Here is a 15468-nt window from a genome sequence, read left to right as displayed (position 1 = left end):
CTTGACGGTATTTATGAGCGTAGTAAAGGTCGACATGTTTAACGAGGCATCATTCGATGGATGGTTCGCGGATGCTGCAAATATGGCATCAGCGACCGTGAGCTGCAGGAGATGCTGGTTGAACGCGATGTGAATGTCGACCACACCACGATTTACCGCTGAGTTCAGCGATACACGCCGGAAATGCAGAAGCGACTGCGATGGAACTTGGTACGTCTGTGGCCTGGGCGGCGCTGCAGCGCCGCTTGGGGGAGTTTGCATGATCGGAGATCCGCTTTATATTTTGCATCAAGTATATCCCGCGATTAGCAAAGAGGCGTTCACCGTCGTTGACGGCCGGAACCGCTAACCGGAAAAACACGGCGACAGCCTCAACCTGTAGGTACGCCTCTGAGTTTAGCGCCTGCTTGCCGGTTGAGTACGGCGTTGATTACTGGTCCGGCTCATGGTCAGCACCGGATCATGAATCAACAACGCAAAAAGGCGCGTTTATCTGCGACAGCGGCCTGTGCGCCATCTGGCAACGGCATGACATTGAAAACGTACGTAACTACCTGAAGGCGCATGAGAAAAAGTCCGCCAAAGAAGGCATAGTGCTTACCTGGGCTCAAATCGCAGCGTGGAAAAAGAAGGCCACGATGACCAAGCCAGTAGTGAATTCGAGTCGGCACATCCGGGCTATTCGGTGTTGTAATTTCAGTAATAACTGACTGAGATATTGAGGCAGACTACTGTCCTCAAGAATGGTGCTCAGTCGACTAATAACAGCAGCGCCTTCCGGAACGCTGATGCCAAATTCCAGTAAAAAAGCATGCATCTGATTGATTGTTTCTACCTTATCCTTAACCAGGGATTCACGGACACGGTGCAGAGCCCGCATTGCCTGCTGAGATTCTGTCAGGGGCTGCACGAAACGCATCGATGCACGTGATGCAGCTTCACAGATGGCTTCGGCATCGACGAAGTCATTCTTGTTAGTCTTAACTAATGGGCGGACAAATTGTGGCGATATCAGCGTTGTAAAAAGTCCCGGCTCGGCCAGCTTTCGCACCATAAAATGAGAACCGCCACAGGCTTCCTTTGCGATTGTCGTTACCGGGCATGCTGCCAGAAATTCGATTAGCTTGGCTTGGTAAACTTTTTACGATAAACAGCCTTTCCGCGACCATCCTGGCAATGAATATGGAAAGAGTTTCACCCGGATCGATACCAATGAGCGCAATGTTGCCCATAATGGTTCTCCGAATGAAGGCCTGTCCTCAGCATAGTACCGGGAAGGAAGGAGTGACCATCTCATTACATACCCTGCGCGAAGACTGACGTTAAGGGGGAGTGACCCGATAGTTGCGATAACTGCCAACTTTTGGCTTCCATCTTCTACGTACAAACGTTCGATTATCAAACTTATGTTTTGCTTCTATAATCATGGAAATGTTTTTTAATTTATAATCAGCAGGGATTTAACACCCAGCCAACAATCGTTATGCTCTCTGCTCCATTTATAATCAGAAAGCAAACAACAACATGTCCAATCTCTCATCTTCAGCAAAGGTTGCACTGGCTGGTGAAGCGCTAGCGGGAAAACCCGTGTTCATTCACAAGGCCAGCGACGTGGTCCGGCTCGTCAATAATAGCGATCACGCTCGTAACAATGCGCAAATTGTGATGGCTATTGCGCTTGGCGGCGTATTCCTTGACGCCTATGATCTCGGCGCGCTGGCATTTGGTATAAAAGACGTAGCACGCGAATTTAACCTCACGCCAGCCTGGACCGGTATCGTCGCCTCGGCGATTATGTTTGGTGCGATTGTTGGGGCGGCGATCGGCGGCTATCTGACTGACAAGATTGGCCGCTATCGGGTATTCATGGCTGACATGTTTTTCTTCGTCGTCGCGGCGCTGGCCTGTGCCTTCGCGCCAAATCAATACGTACTGGCTGGTGCTCGTTTTATCATGGGCCTCGGTGTCGGCATCGATTTGCCGGTAGCAATGGCCTTTCTGGCTGAATTCTCCCGGCTGCGCGGGCGGGGAAACAAAGCGGCCAGCATTTCACTCTGGTGTCCGACATGGTATGCGGCGATATCCATCTCCTATCTACTGGTGCTGCTGCTTTACGCCGTGCTGCCGCAAAGTCACACTGACTGGCTATGGCGACTAATTTTAGGGTTCGGCGCCGTACCGGCAATCATTATCATCGCGATACGCAGCCGCTATATGAGCGAGTCACCCGTATGGGCGGCTAATCAGGGTAACCTTGAAGGGGCCGCGAAGATTCTGCAGCGCTCCTGGGGCATCAATGCACGGGTTGCTGCCGATGCAGACAGCCAGCCGATAAGCCGCGTTCGTCGTGCCAGATGGGGAAACTACGGTGCGCTGCTTAAAGGGGTTTATCTTAAACGAACCATACTGGCAACGGTAATTGCCATCGCTTCTTCGTTTGCCTACAACGCGGTGGCCTTTGGCCTTCCGGTTATTATTTCCAGCTTTCTCGCTCAGTCAATGTTAACCACTATTCTGGTTTCGCTGGCGCTCAATTTGCTATTTGCTTTTACCGGTGGACTGCTGGCGGTGCGCTTCGTGCCGCGTTTTGGCGCCTGGAAAATGACAACTCTCGGATACCTGTTTCAGTTTTTGGCGTTAACCGGTTTAGCGTTAACGGGCCGTCCGGATAGCACAGCGGAAGCCACTTTGGCGATTGCCATGCTGGCGCTCTTTTTGCTTGGTCAGGGCTTTGGCCCCGGAGCGCACAGCATGACGTTCGCCTCGCTGAGCTATCCAACCTCACTGCGTGGCGTTGGCGTCGGCTTTAACCAAACGCTGATGCGCACCAGTTCGACCGTATCGCTATTTTTGTTTCCCTTGCTGACGGCCTCTCTGGACACCCATGTTTTCTGGATTATTGCTTTTGCGCCGCTGGTCGGATTGCTTGCGCTACTGCTGATCCGCTGGGAACCCTCCGGCTACGACATCGACGCTGAAGATTTTACCGACAAATAAGTCAAACGGTGCTTCAGCGCCGTTGTTTATCTCTTGCCATTTTTACCGGCAAAAAAGGCGGCCGCCAGCGTTGGGATCCGCGGAAAAGTATACAGGAACCAGGGTGTGAATGGCTGTGGATCTTGCGCTATAGCGTTGGCAAGGTCCGGCAGCGATGCATAGCGCCAGGCGTCGGCCTCCTGCGGATTCAGGCAAGGATGCTCATCGCTGCAGGCAAAGAACACGTGACCGTACTCATGCTCACTCATGCCGTTACCCAACGCCAGGTTATAACGCAGCTCGAATATCGGTGTAAGCGGCAAGCTAAGTCCCATTTCTTCACGCAGGCGCCGTTGCGCAGCGTGCGCGTTACTCTCCTGCGGCAGGGGATGACCACAGGTAGTATTGCTCCACAGGCCTGCACAATGATATTTGTCGCTGGCACGACGTTGCAGCATCAACTCACCCTGACGATTAAACACGTAAACGCTAATCGCACGATGTAATAAGCCTTTGGTATGAGCCTCCAGCTTTTCCATTGTCCCCAGAGGGCGGTCGGCTTCATCAACCAGAATAACGTCAACGGCGGACATGCAAACTCCTTCAGATAACGCGGTAATTATTTGACACTCTCTCCGGGCAATAACCGGCAGGAATGGCGAAGCAGAAAGCCCCGCTAGCGGCGCTTCAGTGGTATTATCCCGCCTGAAGCTACATTGACTCAATGACGAAGTTTTAACAAAGCCTGTACAACATTTTCAGATATACGGTATGAAAGCGGTTAGCTGAAAAGAGGGGACGGGCGTCGCCGTCCCTGCAAAATTTTAAAGCTTAAAGCGGCTGACAACCTGTTCCAGTTGAATCGTCTGATCTTCCATTGACTGCGCGGCGGCAGATACCTGCTCCACCAGCGCTGCGTTTTGCTGGGTCGTGTTATCAAGCTGATTGATGGCGGTATCAATCTGATCAATCCCCATGCTTTGTTCGCGACTGGCGGACATGATCTCGGACATTAAGGTGGCAACGCGGTTAACCCCGTGCGTCAGCTCATTCATCGTCGTTCCGGCCTGGTTCACAAGGTCGCTGCCGCGATCAATATTGGTCACTGACTCCTCTATCAGCTTTTTAATTTCGCGTGCTGAATTCGCCGAACGCTGTGCCAGATTGCGCACTTCCGAGGCCACCACCGCAAAGCCACGTCCCTGCTCACCGGCTCGGGCCGCTTCTACTGCTGCGTTCAGCGCCAGAATATTGGTCTGGAAGGCGATGCTGTCAATCACGCCGATGATGTCCACGACCTTACGCGAAGAGGCGTTGATGGCCCCCATTGTCGTCACCACTTGCTGAACCACTTCACCGCCACGTTCAGCAACCCGTGAGGCATCCCCTGCCAACTGGTTCGCATGAGTGGCATTATCGGCGTTCTGGCGCACAGTGCCGGTAAGCTGCTCCATTGAGGCCGCCGTCTCAACGATCGAAGAAGACTGCTCTTCAGTGCGTGAGGAGAGATCACGGTTACCGCTGGCGATCTGACGCGATGCCGAGGTAATCGCCAGTGTGCTGTCCCCGACCTGACGCATCAACTCTTGCAAGTACGCGATAAACTGATTAAAGCTCTGCGCTACCGCGTTAAACTCCGGGCTGCTGCTGGCTGGCAGGCGCTGGGTTAAATCGGCCCCACCGCTGGACAGTGACAGAATATTTTCATTCAGCCCCCGCAAACTGCGTATCAGCCTGCGAATAAAGCCGAGCAATATCAGCAGCAAGATAATGGCCAGTGGAATTTGCACCATACCTATCTTCAGCAGCATCGTATCCGTTTGCTGAGTGAGCAGCGCAGTGGGCACGTCACTCGCCACATACCAGGGGCTTCCGCTAATCGGCTGCACAAACAGAGTATGGTTGCCAGCACCACTATGGTAAGTTGACGTACTGGACTGGCTGCCGACGTTGCGTAACAGCTGTCTCAGAGGAGCCGCCATCGGCAGCGTCAGATCGCTCAGATTCTGCAATTTTGCCTCGCCACCCACCAGTGCTGCGTTTCCAACCACTTTGCCATCGTCTTCAACAATCAGCACCGTGCCGTGAATGGTGTCACTCATTTTCTTAACCAGCTGATTAAAAAAGCCAAGCGTTACGTCGATGGTGGCGACGCCCCAAGGGTTACCATTGCGATAAATCGCCATCGCGCAGTTGGTGCGCGGCTGAGGACTGGCGGCATCCTGATAAGCCTTTGCCCAGGCACACTGCCCTTTTGTCGCGGCCATTCCTCCCTTATACCAGGGCTGTTCCCAGTAGTTTTCAGCGGCAGGCTGGTTCCATACGGTATTGATCTGTAGCTGATTACTGGCATCGCGTGCGTAAAAGGTGCTGAATTTATCACGGGCAGCATCACGTTGACGCGGCAAAGGCCAAATCCCACCGCCAAAGACGTTGTTATCGTTGTACTGATTGATTAGCAACGGCAGCAGCGTATCTATCTGATCGCTGCTCAATACACTAACTACTTCCGTAATCGTGCGCTGTTGGGCCTGAACCCGGTTCATCTGATCGGTAATTGCACCGGACAAGCGATCAATCTGTAAACGAAGTAAACGTCCTTCGTTATGAGTGAGTTGTGGAGCAACCATCATTTTTATTGCCACAACGGTAACGGCTATCAGCACGATGAAAAAGCCGACGATCATGACAGTAAATCGGGCCTGGGTTGTTTTAAACATAGACTCACCACGTCGGTCGGAGAGGCATTATTGCCTTACCGAATTAACGGCAGCGCGTCGCAGATCTTGAGGTGGATAGACGGATAAAAAGCGTAGGTGTTACATCGCCCACATAACGTTCAACGCGGTTTCTTTTGCTGTAACTCAATATGTACCACCTGCGGTCGCGGACAGAAAACCTGTTCCACATCATCGTGCAATAAACGTGAATTGAGGCCAGCCCGCCCTCCTCCCCGGCCTGAAAAAAATTCGCGATCTGCTGTAGTGATCGGCATCGCCCACAGCAGGTTAACGTTGTCGCCTTCTCGATCAGGCAGCGTGAATTGCCCGGACTCACACGCCAGCGCGCTGGAGAGAATGAAGCCTTTGAATCTGATCGCTGCCACGTCATAAGTCCGTATGCCCTTCTCCCAACCCGCTGATATGCTGCCAGGGATAGGGCGCAAAGCTGGCAAGCGCACTGGCCATCTGAACCGCGCTGTGTTCCGTCATCACTTGCGCATCAATCGCCATCCCCAGCGCGCGACGCCGATACGCCGGTGCCTGGTCTTTATAAAGAAAATCAACCCAGGGCATCGGGCGGATACGCATGCCCAACGTAAGACAATTCCAGCAGCCCTGATGAAAACGCTACAAAATGACCGCTGGCGGCCAGCTGCCGTTATCAATGAGTATTGTAGCGTACCGATTCGCCAGACTGCGCCTCGTAGCAATACAGCCGTTCAGGCTGAAGGGTCGCCCAAAGATGGCCAGTCGTGCCACAATAAACGGTGCTGTACCGCCCTCGCATAATAATCATTGGCTGAAGCAGAGCCGGGCGGCGAAGTGATGCGGTTCTCACGGATACAACCGGCCGAAAAACTGGCCTGTTTGTCCTGATAAAGGCGCCAGCCGGGGATCGCCGCCAGCATTTGCCCCTGATACCGAAGCGAGGCGCCGTTACAGGCCGACGCCCAGATAACCTGCAGACTTGCCGCCTCACGCAGCGGCTCCGTTTACTGAGTGCGGCGATCGCCAGCCATCAGCAGCAGCGCTATCCCCTGCGTCATTTACCCGGTACGTTCATCCTGTCCAACCACGGCGCACAGCGTTTGCTGGCGGTTAGTCACCATCAGGATAAGGTGGGAATCTGTTATATGGCCTCAACGATCACACGTTGAAGATTAGCGCAGAATGCATCACGCGGCCGACAGCAGGCAACGGGAAATATCCCATAAGGCCCATCGGTGTAAAAGAATATTTTAAGCTCAACGCCGTTGAGCCCGTCTGATGAACATTGGGTGATGACGCCGATTCAAGGGGGGAATGACTGATTATCAGATACCGTCAGGTGATCTTATCGTGCATCTGTTGATTTTGAGAGACTGATTGGCTGTCAGGCCATACGCTTGGGATTAGCGTGCCAGTCAGGATTATTGGGTACTCTTCGTCGCCGCTATTTTTACCGATAGCGGGCTGATACCAGCAGAGTCCGGGACACTGGCTCGATAGCGGTCATGCGTCATCCCTGGCACAATCAGCGATAATATTGCCCCGCTGGCGGTGCAACGCCAGCGGGGCGACGGGACGACACTACAACAAAGTAAACACACTGTTTTTGGTACGGGCAGAATCAAGACCGATCATCACGTCGAACTTACCCGGCTCCGCTACATATTGCATATGGGCGTTCCAGAACTTCAACGCATTGATAGCAATCGGGAACGTCACTGTTTGCGACTCTCCTGCCTTGAGGAAAATGCGTTTAAAGCCTTTTAGTTCCTTAACCGGGCGGCTGACGCTGGCCGTCTGGTCATGCAGATAGAGCTGGATCACCGTGGCACCATCGCGTTTACCGCTATTAGTGACCGTCACGCTGGCATTAATCGAGCCGTTACGCGCCAGGTTTTTGCTGGATAGACGCACCTCTGATAGGGTGAAACGGGTATAGCTTAAGCCATAGCCAAACGGATACAGCGGACCGTTAGCGGCGTCATAGTAATGCGAGGTATATTTATTCGGGTGCTGAAAATCATAGGGACGGCCGGTTTGCAGATGATTGTAATAAATCGGGATCTGACCAACGGAGCGCGGGAACGACATCGGCAGCTTACCGGAGGGGTTGTAATCACCAAACAGCACGTCGGCAATGGCATTACCGCCCTCAGTGCCGCTGAACCAGGTCTCCAGTATCGCATCTGCCTGCTCATCCTCTTTTACCAGCGCCAGCGGCCGGCCGTTCATCAGCACCATAACCAGCGGCTTACCGGTAGTTTTAAGCGCATCCAGCAGCCGACGCTGACTGGGCGGAAGAGTAATATCGCTGCGACTTGATGCCTCGTGAGCCATACCCTGTGACTCCCCAACGACCGCGACAATCACATCTGACTTTTCCGCTATGGCGAGCGCGTCGTCGATCATTTTTTCCGCTGGGCGCGGATCGACGCTGACCGCATGTTCGTACAGGTTAAGAAAAGCCTGGATGCCGTTGTTGTCAGTAACATTCGCCCCCTTCTGGAACCTCACCACCGCCTTGTCACCGACCGCATTGCGAATTCCCTGCAGTACGGTAATCGACTGTCCGGCCACACCCGCAGCCGACCAGCTGCCCATGATGTCACGCTTGCTGTCCGCCAGGGGACCGATAACCGCAATGGTGCCGGATTTTTTCAGCGGCAGTGTTTCCAGGCGGTTTTTCAGCAGTACCAGACTTTTGCGTGCGACATCACGCGCTTGCGGACGGTGCAGGCGACTTTCTGCGTTAGTATTGATTGGGTCACTGCCCTTCGGCCCCAGATGACTATCGGGATCGTTAAATAATCCCATCTCGTATTTAACGTTCAGGACATGACGCACCGCATCATCAATTTCCATTTCGCTCACCGCACCGCTTTTCACCAGCCCTGGCAAATAGTTACTGTAATATTCATCACTCATACTCATATTGACGCCGGAGGTAATCGCAATGCGCACCGCATCCCGCGGATCGCTGGCAACACCGTGCTGCATCAACTCTTTAATCGCCCCGTGATCGCTGATGGTAATCCCCTTAAAACCCCAGCTGCTACGCAGAACATCCTTGAGCAGCCAGCTGTCAGCCGTGGCCGGTACACCGTTGAGTGAGTTTAGCGCCACCATGACACCGCCGCTGCCAGCATCCAGCGCAGCTTTGTAACCCGGCAGATAGTCCTGAAACAAACGCTGGAGGCTCATATCAACGCTGTTGTAATCGCGACCGCCTTCAACGGCACCGTACGCGGCGAAGTGCTTAACGCTGGTCATTACGTTATAGCGCTCAGCCGGACTTCTACCCTGCATGGCCAGCACCATTGCCCTGCCCATTTGCGATGTCAGGTAGGTGTCCTCGCCGAAACCTTCCGAAACGCGGCCCCAGCGCGGATCGCGCGTTATATCCACCATTGGCGCCCAGGTCATATTCAGACCGTCATCCGCCGCTTCATACGCCGATATACGCCCGACGGTACTTACCGCATCCAGATCCCAGCTGGAGGCCAGTCCAAGCGTGATAGGAAACACCGTACGTTGACCGTGGATAACGTCATAGGCAAAAAAAAGTGGGATCTTCAGGCGGCTGAGCTGCATCACCTGATCCTGCATTTCACGAATATCGGGGCGGGTGACGGTATTAAAAATGGCGCCAACCTGCCCTTTTTTAATCATCTCGCGGATCGCCTGTTTCGGGTTATCCGGACCAACGCTAATCAGCCGCAGCTGGCCGATTTTTTCGTCCAGGGTCATTTTTTTTATCAGGTCATTAACAAACGCATCCCGAGCCTGCGCCGTCAGGGGATGATGTCCAAAAAGCGTTTCAGCTATCACCGGCTGACAAGCCAGCATGGCCACCAGTCCTAAACTACAGATCCATTTCATCAAAAAATGCTCTCTCAATGCGTTGCCTACAAGAGGTCCTGAACTCAACGTTACAGATTAGCGCAATTTGTCATAACATGGCACACGCGCACAGCGCTATAAAATCAGGCTGAGAGGCCGCTAGCCTGAACCACGTTCAGAGGCCGGCTGCTATGGACAATGCTCGAATGACATAAAAGGACAGATTATGGAATCGACAGTTACGCCCGAAAATCGCAGGTTAATCGCCACGCTGGCACGTATTGTTGGCAAAGGAAATCTCCTGACCGATTCGCGCAAAACCGAGCGCTATCGCAAAGGCTTTCGCTCCGGCAGCGGCGAGGCGCTGGCGGTGGCGTTTCCTGGTTCGCTTCTTGAGCAATGGCGTTTGCTGCAAGCCTGCGTCGACGCAGAGATAATGGTGATAATGCAGGCCGCGAATACCGGACTGACCGAAGGATCGACGCCGAGCGGCAATGACTACGAACGCCCGGTCGTGATTATCAGCACGTTACGGTTAAACCAGGTACAGCTACTGGACGGCGGCAAGCAGGTCTTGGCCTTTCCTGGCAGTACGCTCTATCAGCTGGAGAAAATCCTCAGACCGCTGGGGCGTGAACCCCATTCGGTGATCGGTTCGTCCTGCATTGGTGCCTCAGTTGTTGGCGGCGTATGCAATAACTCCGGCGGCGCCCTGATTAAACGTGGGCCGGCGTGGACCGAAATGGCGCTGTATGCCCGTATTGATGAGCAGGGGAAACTGGCGCTGGTTAACCATCTCGGTATCCGGCTCGGCGCGTCGCCGGAGCAAATTCTGATGCGGCTGGACGACGAAACCTGGCGCCCTGAAGATGTTGACCATGACGAACGCCACGCCTCAGATAATGAATATGCCACGCGGGTACGCGATGTCGATGCCGACACGCCTTCACGCTTTAATGCCGACGCCCGCCGTTTGTTTGAAGCCTCTGGCTGCGCCGGCAAGCTGGCAGTATTCGCCGTGCGACTGGATACTTTCGTTGCTGAACCTGAGCAGCAGGTTTTTTACATCGGCACCAACAACACCGAAATGCTCACCAACCTGCGACGCCAGATCCTGACAGAGTTCACCCATCTTCCGGTTGCAGGTGAATATCTGCATCGCGATATGTTCGATATTGCCGAAAAGTATGGCAAAGATACTTTTTTGATGATCGACAAACTCGGCACCGATCGTATGCCGCTGTTTTTCACCCTGAAGGGCCGCGCTGAGGCGTTACTGAGCAAGCTATCCTTCGTGGCACCGAATGTTATCGATCGCCTGTTACAGCGGATGAGCGGCTGGTTTCCCGCACATTTACCCACGCGCATGACGCAATATCGTCACCGTTTTGAACATCATCTGATGCTCAAAATGTCCGGCGAGGGCGTTGAAGAAGCTCGCCGCTTTCTGTCAGGTTTTTTTGCTGAGGGTGACGGTGCGTTTTTTACCTGCACAGCAGAAGAAGGACGCAAAGCTTTTTTGCACCGCTTCGCTGCCGCCGGTGCTGCCGTGCGTTATCATGCGGTACATCAGGATGACGTTAGCGAGATTCTGGCGCTGGATATCGCCCTGCGCCGTAACGATAATAACTGGTTCGAACAGCTTCCTGCCGAGTTTGACGACATGCTGATCCATCGTCTCTACTACGGTCATTTCTTTTGCTACGTGTTTCACCAGGATTATATCGTGCGCAAAGGCGTGGATGTTCACGTGTTGAAAGAGAAGATGCTGGCACTGCTGCGTCAGCGCGGTGCCCAGTATCCGGCTGAGCATAACGTTGGCCATCTGTATGAAGCGCAGCCTCAGCTCAAGGCGTTTTACCAGCAGCTTGATCCCACCAACAGCTTCAACCCCGGAATTGGTAAAACCAGTAAAAAACGGTTCTGGCATTAAGCCGCCTGGGGCCCTGGGAACAAGATGGGACGGGCGTCGAACCTAACAGGCTTTATTAGCATAAAGCATCGGCACTGCAGACATGAAGCCCACAGGAAAGCCGCGACCAAACGGCGCTTCTCTCATATCTGGCCTCCTTCTGCTGGATCGGACATCGACGTGTTTGCATTACGCCGTTCAATAACCATTGTTTGTGGCGCTGAAAGCGCAATGCCCTCTTTACGCAGCCGGGTCAGAATATCAAACAGCAGATCGCTTTTCGCACCTGAGACCAGGCGAGGTGTTGACACGTTGCCGGTGACACTAAGGGTGATACCGGACGGTGTCAGATCCTTAAACGACACCGCGGGTTCCGGGTTTTCCAGAATTCGCTCGTTTTCGCTGTACACGTCCAGCAGTAGCTGGCGAACCTGTGTTGGGTCGATATCCAACGGGAACGTCAGGGTGATAGTCGCGACGCCCTGGGCGTTACCCATCGTCGCATTGCGCACATTTTGCGATATCAGCTGTGAATTGGGCACGATGACCGTGGATTTGTCAGAGAGCTGAATTTCCGTGGCCCGCACGTTAATCCGTCGGATGTCGCCTTCAATGCCGCTGATGCTGACCAAATCGCCGACCTTAACTGGCCGCTCGGTTAACAGGATTAGCCCGGAGATAAAGTTTTTCACGATCTCCTGGAGGCCAAATCCAATGCCTACCGATAGCGCACTGACTATCCACGCCAGCTTATTCCATTGCAATCCCATGATTGACAGCGTCAACAGGATCACCAGCACATAGCCAATGTTACTCATCAGCGTGATCAGCGAGACGCGCATGCCAATATCCAGCGATGTCTTGGGCAGGAAGTCACTTTCCAGCCAGCGACGCAGCGCGCGCAGGATATAAATACCGACAATCAGGCAAATCAACGCATTAACGACGTGAGCCGGAACAATATCCAGCGACTCCAGCCCTTTTCCGCCCCAAAACCCGATGAGTTTTTGTACCAGCTCAATCGGCGTTGCGCTGTTGAACGTTCCGTTGAGCAACGCCATCGCGGCCATGATAACCAGCAACGTTTTACCCAGGCCTGAGAGCAGCGACGCTGCCTGGGCCAGGTAGCGTTCGTCAATATTCAGCGAAGCCTGGATACGCTTACCACTCCGGTTATGCGTTGAAAACAGGGCCTCACAGCCGTCAACTACCAGCTGGCTGAGGATATAGAACGAGCCAAAAACAATGCCAAACCACACCAGCTCATAGCTAAGAAAGCGCGCCAGAGTGACATAGCCAATTATCAAGGAGGCCAGGATAGCGATACCGACCAGGGTTATGAACATCTGGATCAAACCAACCAGCGTTGAACGCGCTTCAGGCGTTTCTCCTTGCTGTATCATCTGCCGACGTACGCGGTTGCTGCGAAAGCTTATGGATAGCGCGGTCCAGCCAATCAGCAATGCCGTCAGGCCGTAGGCAAACACCGTCTTGGTGATACTGACGTTAGCGCTGATGTTAAAACTTTCAATCGCCTGGAAAACGAAAACCAGCGCGGCAGTCAGCGGCGGGAACGGCTTTAATACTAAGGCTACCGGGTCAGATATCGATGGTAAGCGCCAGGAGGGTCGACGGGTGGATAAAAATGCCCTCCCCAGCCCGGCAATTAAACCGCAGAGAACACTGAGTCGTACCAGAAGTTCGGCAAAATTACGCACGTCATCTGACACTTCCTCACGGCGAGTGAAGGCCATTTCAAAACAGCCGGAAGCAATCACCAGCGTAGCCAGCGTCGTCAGAGCAACCGCAGCGGCGAGGAAACTTCGCCGCAGTCGGCCCTCTGGCAGTTTATGAATGCCAACCCAGGCAAGAAACTGCTCCATATAGCGCCGGCCAAACGAGGCGATCAACAGACCTGCCACCATCCATAAAATTGTGCCAAAGCGCCAGTCAGGCTCCCAGCAAAGCGCAGCAGTGGCTTTCAGCTCGTTAACAAAATCACTGATTCTGCTGCTGTCTTCCTGTGGAGCATTGAACAGTGGCGCCCAAAATTTCGTCCCCAAAATACTGCCAGCATTCAGTGCCAGCTGGGTTTTAAACGCATTGCGGCGCAGGTTGACGATCTGGGTCGACAGGTTTATCGCACCGCTTTTGATCGCCTCGGCTTGCTTAATCTGATCGTCAAGCTGCAGCATCTGGCTGGTCAATTTTTTACGCTTGCTGGTCACCTCTGCGGTTTCCCTGACTCCGCTGTCTGGCTTGGGTGCCGGGCCAAGCACGCCAAGCTGAGTTTGCAGCTGAGCTTTTTGAGGCTCCAGCGCCTGTGCTAGGGTATCAGCATCGGTAGAGAGTTGCAGCGTCAGCTCATTGAGCGCGCGAAGTTTAGTTTCACTACTTTCGGCAGAAACTTGCTGCTTAATCTTATCCAGCACTTTTTGCATTTTGGTTAGCTCAACCTTAGGGTCGAGCTTTACTGCCTGTTCGCTGACTGGTGCATTATTATTGTTACCATTATCTGCCTGCACGGTCAGCGGCGTAAGCATTATCAACGTCAGCAGAAATACCCGTATAAACCCTGACCACCTGGACATAGCGTATTTTCCCATCGCTTACATCAGCGAACTAAAGATAAATCGTATCGTGAATAAATTTTGCACGACAGTTTATGCGGCTCCAGCTGCCAGTGCTATAAGAATTATTAACAAAAACCGGGGGAAAACGTCACGTATTTCTCTGATTTTTCTAACCACACAAGGCGTCACATTTACGCATAAAATCAGCATGCCGTATCTTTAAGGCTGCCTCTGGGGAGAGCGATGACGATCGACGCCCACCTTAATCAGGCAGCGTGCGCGGGGGCAGAATCAAGTCCTGCCCCGGAATCAGAATGAGTTCTGCTTATTCAACGGACTGCGACTCAACGCTACGGGCGCTGAGCATCTGAGAAGCTTTAGACTTACGATAGCTCAGGGCCGCCGCCGGCACCGGTGAGGCTTTACCGGTTTCCATCCACTCACGAATGCGGTTAGCATCAGCAAAATGCGTATATTTGCCGAAGGCATCCAATACCACCATCGCCACCGGTTTGCGATCCATTACCGTGCGCATTGCCAGGCAGTGACCCGCCTCATTAGTAAATCCGGTTTTTGTCAGATTTATTGTCCATTTGTCGTTATAAATCAGATGATTAGTATTTCTAAACGGCAACTGATAAGCCGGATGGCTAAACGTCGCGGTCTCTTCATGGGTGGTACTGAGCTGACCAATCAGAGGATAGCGTTTGGTTGCCAGCAGAAGTTTAATTAAGTCACGCGCGGTTGAGACATTTTGCACCGAGAGTCCGGTCGGCTCAACGTAATGCGTCCGCGTCATGCCAAGCGCAGCGGCCTTAGCGTTCATCGCTCTGATAAAAGCGGCATAGCCACCCGGATAGTGTGCTGCAAGACTGGCGGCCGCCCGATTCTCCGAAGACATCAGCGCCAGCAGCAGCATATTTCTGCGACTAATCTGGCTGTTGACCTTTACGCGAGAAAATACGCCGCGCATCTCCGGCGTATGACTGATATCCACCGTCAGCATTTCATTCAACGATTGGTGCGCATCCAGCACCACCATTGCTGTCATCAGTTTAGTGAGTGAGGCAATAGGACGGACGCGATCGGGATGGCTCTCAAACAGCACTTTGCCGCTGTTACTCTCGACGACCATCGCGCTGCCTGAGGCGATTTGCGGCTGTGCTACGGGCGCAACGTCTTCAAATTTTGTACGGGCGGATGCGTGATTGAACAGCGCGGATGCAGAAAGCAACAGCGCCAGAGAAAGTAGCGAAAGGCGATTTTTTGCAGACATTAAATTAACCGGATAGCATCAATGGGGATCAGGTACGTGTCGCATTTTGTCGCCGGCGACGACGGCGTGGCATCATACCCTGTTACCCGGACCTTGTCCTACCCTTCCCGCACTATTTTTCTCTTACCGCACACAGGTACAGCGGTATCCAGTATCAGATGAACAAATCATCCTGCCCAC

Annotated in this window: 11 protein-coding genes and 2 pseudogenes; 4 read left to right on the top strand and 9 right to left on the bottom strand. The window is 53.3% G+C overall.

Annotated elements, in window-relative coordinates:
• Window positions 1-60: 60 nt before the first annotated feature.
• Window positions 61-159 (top strand): annotated as a pseudogene (locus tag BM191_RS16445) (IS6 family transposase); the annotation flags it as partial.
• Between the two features lie 532 nt (window positions 160-691).
• On the opposite strand, the pseudogene BM191_RS00650 reads toward BM191_RS16445, so the two are convergent.
• Window positions 692-1232 (bottom strand): annotated as a pseudogene (locus BM191_RS00650) (IS110 family RNA-guided transposase); the annotation flags it as partial.
• Window positions 1233-1524: 292 nt separating this feature from the next.
• On the opposite strand from BM191_RS00650, the gene BM191_RS00645 reads away from it, so the two are divergent.
• Window positions 1525-2997, top strand: a complete 1473-nt coding sequence (locus BM191_RS00645; protein ID WP_092873782.1) for an MFS transporter — start codon at window positions 1525-1527, stop codon at window positions 2995-2997.
• Window positions 2998-3023: 26 nt separating this feature from the next.
• On the opposite strand, the gene idi is transcribed toward BM191_RS00645, so the two are convergent.
• The 5 genes from idi to BM191_RS16915 form a co-directional block, all read right to left on the bottom strand.
• Entirely contained in the window at window positions 3024-3569 is a 546-nt protein-coding gene (idi, locus tag BM191_RS00640) for an isopentenyl-diphosphate Delta-isomerase (protein WP_092873779.1), read from the bottom strand.
• A gap of 231 nt (window positions 3570-3800) precedes the next feature.
• Window positions 3801-5696, bottom strand: a complete 1896-nt coding sequence (locus BM191_RS00635) for a methyl-accepting chemotaxis protein (RefSeq protein WP_092873776.1) — start codon at window positions 5694-5696, stop codon at window positions 3801-3803.
• A 119-nt stretch (window positions 5697-5815) separates the two neighbouring features.
• Window positions 5816-6082, bottom strand: a complete 267-nt coding sequence (locus BM191_RS16925) for a suppressor of fused domain protein (RefSeq protein ID WP_230479471.1) — start codon at window positions 6080-6082, stop codon at window positions 5816-5818.
• Between the two features lies 1 nt (window position 6083).
• Window positions 6084-6293 (bottom strand): suppressor of fused domain protein, encoded by a 210-nt coding sequence (locus tag BM191_RS16920; protein ID WP_230479470.1) that lies wholly within the window; start codon window positions 6291-6293, stop codon window positions 6084-6086.
• A gap of 125 nt (window positions 6294-6418) precedes the next feature.
• Window positions 6419-6607, bottom strand: coding sequence for a hypothetical protein (locus tag BM191_RS16915; protein WP_230479469.1), 189 nt, complete (start codon window positions 6605-6607; stop codon window positions 6419-6421).
• On the opposite strand from BM191_RS16915, the gene BM191_RS16910 reads away from it, so the two are divergent.
• Window positions 6608-6856, top strand: coding sequence for a hypothetical protein (locus tag BM191_RS16910; protein ID WP_230479468.1), 249 nt, complete (start codon window positions 6608-6610; stop codon window positions 6854-6856).
• A 412-nt stretch (window positions 6857-7268) separates the two neighbouring features.
• Here BM191_RS16910 and bglX read toward each other — a convergent pair whose 3' ends face one another.
• The gene (gene bglX / locus BM191_RS00625; RefSeq protein WP_092873773.1) at window positions 7269-9566 is read right to left on the bottom strand and encodes a beta-glucosidase BglX; all 2298 of its coding nucleotides are present in this window, start codon (window positions 9564-9566) and stop codon (window positions 7269-7271) included.
• 187 nt (window positions 9567-9753) lie between these two features.
• Between bglX and dld the strand changes: the two genes are divergently transcribed.
• The gene (gene dld, locus BM191_RS00620) at window positions 9754-11460 is read left to right on the top strand and encodes a D-lactate dehydrogenase (protein ID WP_092873770.1); all 1707 of its coding nucleotides are present in this window, start codon (window positions 9754-9756) and stop codon (window positions 11458-11460) included.
• Window positions 11461-11582: 122 nt separating this feature from the next.
• Here dld and BM191_RS00615 read toward each other — a convergent pair whose 3' ends face one another.
• The gene (locus BM191_RS00615) at window positions 11583-14030 is read right to left on the bottom strand and encodes a DUF3772 domain-containing protein (RefSeq protein WP_092873767.1); all 2448 of its coding nucleotides are present in this window, start codon (window positions 14028-14030) and stop codon (window positions 11583-11585) included.
• 307 nt (window positions 14031-14337) lie between these two features.
• Window positions 14338-15288 (bottom strand): D-alanyl-D-alanine endopeptidase, encoded by a 951-nt coding sequence (gene pbpG, locus BM191_RS00610; RefSeq protein WP_092873764.1) that lies wholly within the window; start codon window positions 15286-15288, stop codon window positions 14338-14340.
• Between the last annotated feature and the right edge of the window lie 180 nt (window positions 15289-15468).

This window comes from Izhakiella capsodis (assembly GCF_900115045.1).
GTDB classification, from domain to species: domain Bacteria; phylum Pseudomonadota; class Gammaproteobacteria; order Enterobacterales; family Enterobacteriaceae; genus Izhakiella; species Izhakiella capsodis.
The sequence above is the reverse complement of the archived record's forward strand: the minus strand, read 5'-3'. Positions and strand labels throughout refer to the sequence as shown.

Excerpts from the sequence above, each read along its gene's own strand:
- BM191_RS00615 (WP_092873767.1), bottom strand. The coding sequence starts at position 14,030 with ATGTCCAGGTGGTCAGGGTTTATACGGGTATTTCTGCTGACGTTGATA.
- BM191_RS16915 (WP_230479469.1), bottom strand. The coding sequence starts at position 6,607 with ATGCTGGCGGCGATCCCCGGCTGGCGCCTTTATCAGGACAAACAGGCC.
- BM191_RS00645 (WP_092873782.1), top strand. The coding sequence starts at position 1,525 with ATGTCCAATCTCTCATCTTCAGCAAAGGTTGCACTGGCTGGTGAAGCG.
- bglX (WP_092873773.1), bottom strand. The coding sequence starts at position 9,566 with ATGAAATGGATCTGTAGTTTAGGACTGGTGGCCATGCTGGCTTGTCAG.
- dld (WP_092873770.1), top strand. The coding sequence starts at position 9,754 with ATGGAATCGACAGTTACGCCCGAAAATCGCAGGTTAATCGCCACGCTG.
- BM191_RS00635 (WP_092873776.1), bottom strand. The coding sequence starts at position 5,696 with ATGTTTAAAACAACCCAGGCCCGATTTACTGTCATGATCGTCGGCTTT.
- pbpG (WP_092873764.1), bottom strand. The coding sequence starts at position 15,288 with ATGTCTGCAAAAAATCGCCTTTCGCTACTTTCTCTGGCGCTGTTGCTT.
- idi (WP_092873779.1), bottom strand. The coding sequence starts at position 3,569 with ATGTCCGCCGTTGACGTTATTCTGGTTGATGAAGCCGACCGCCCTCTG.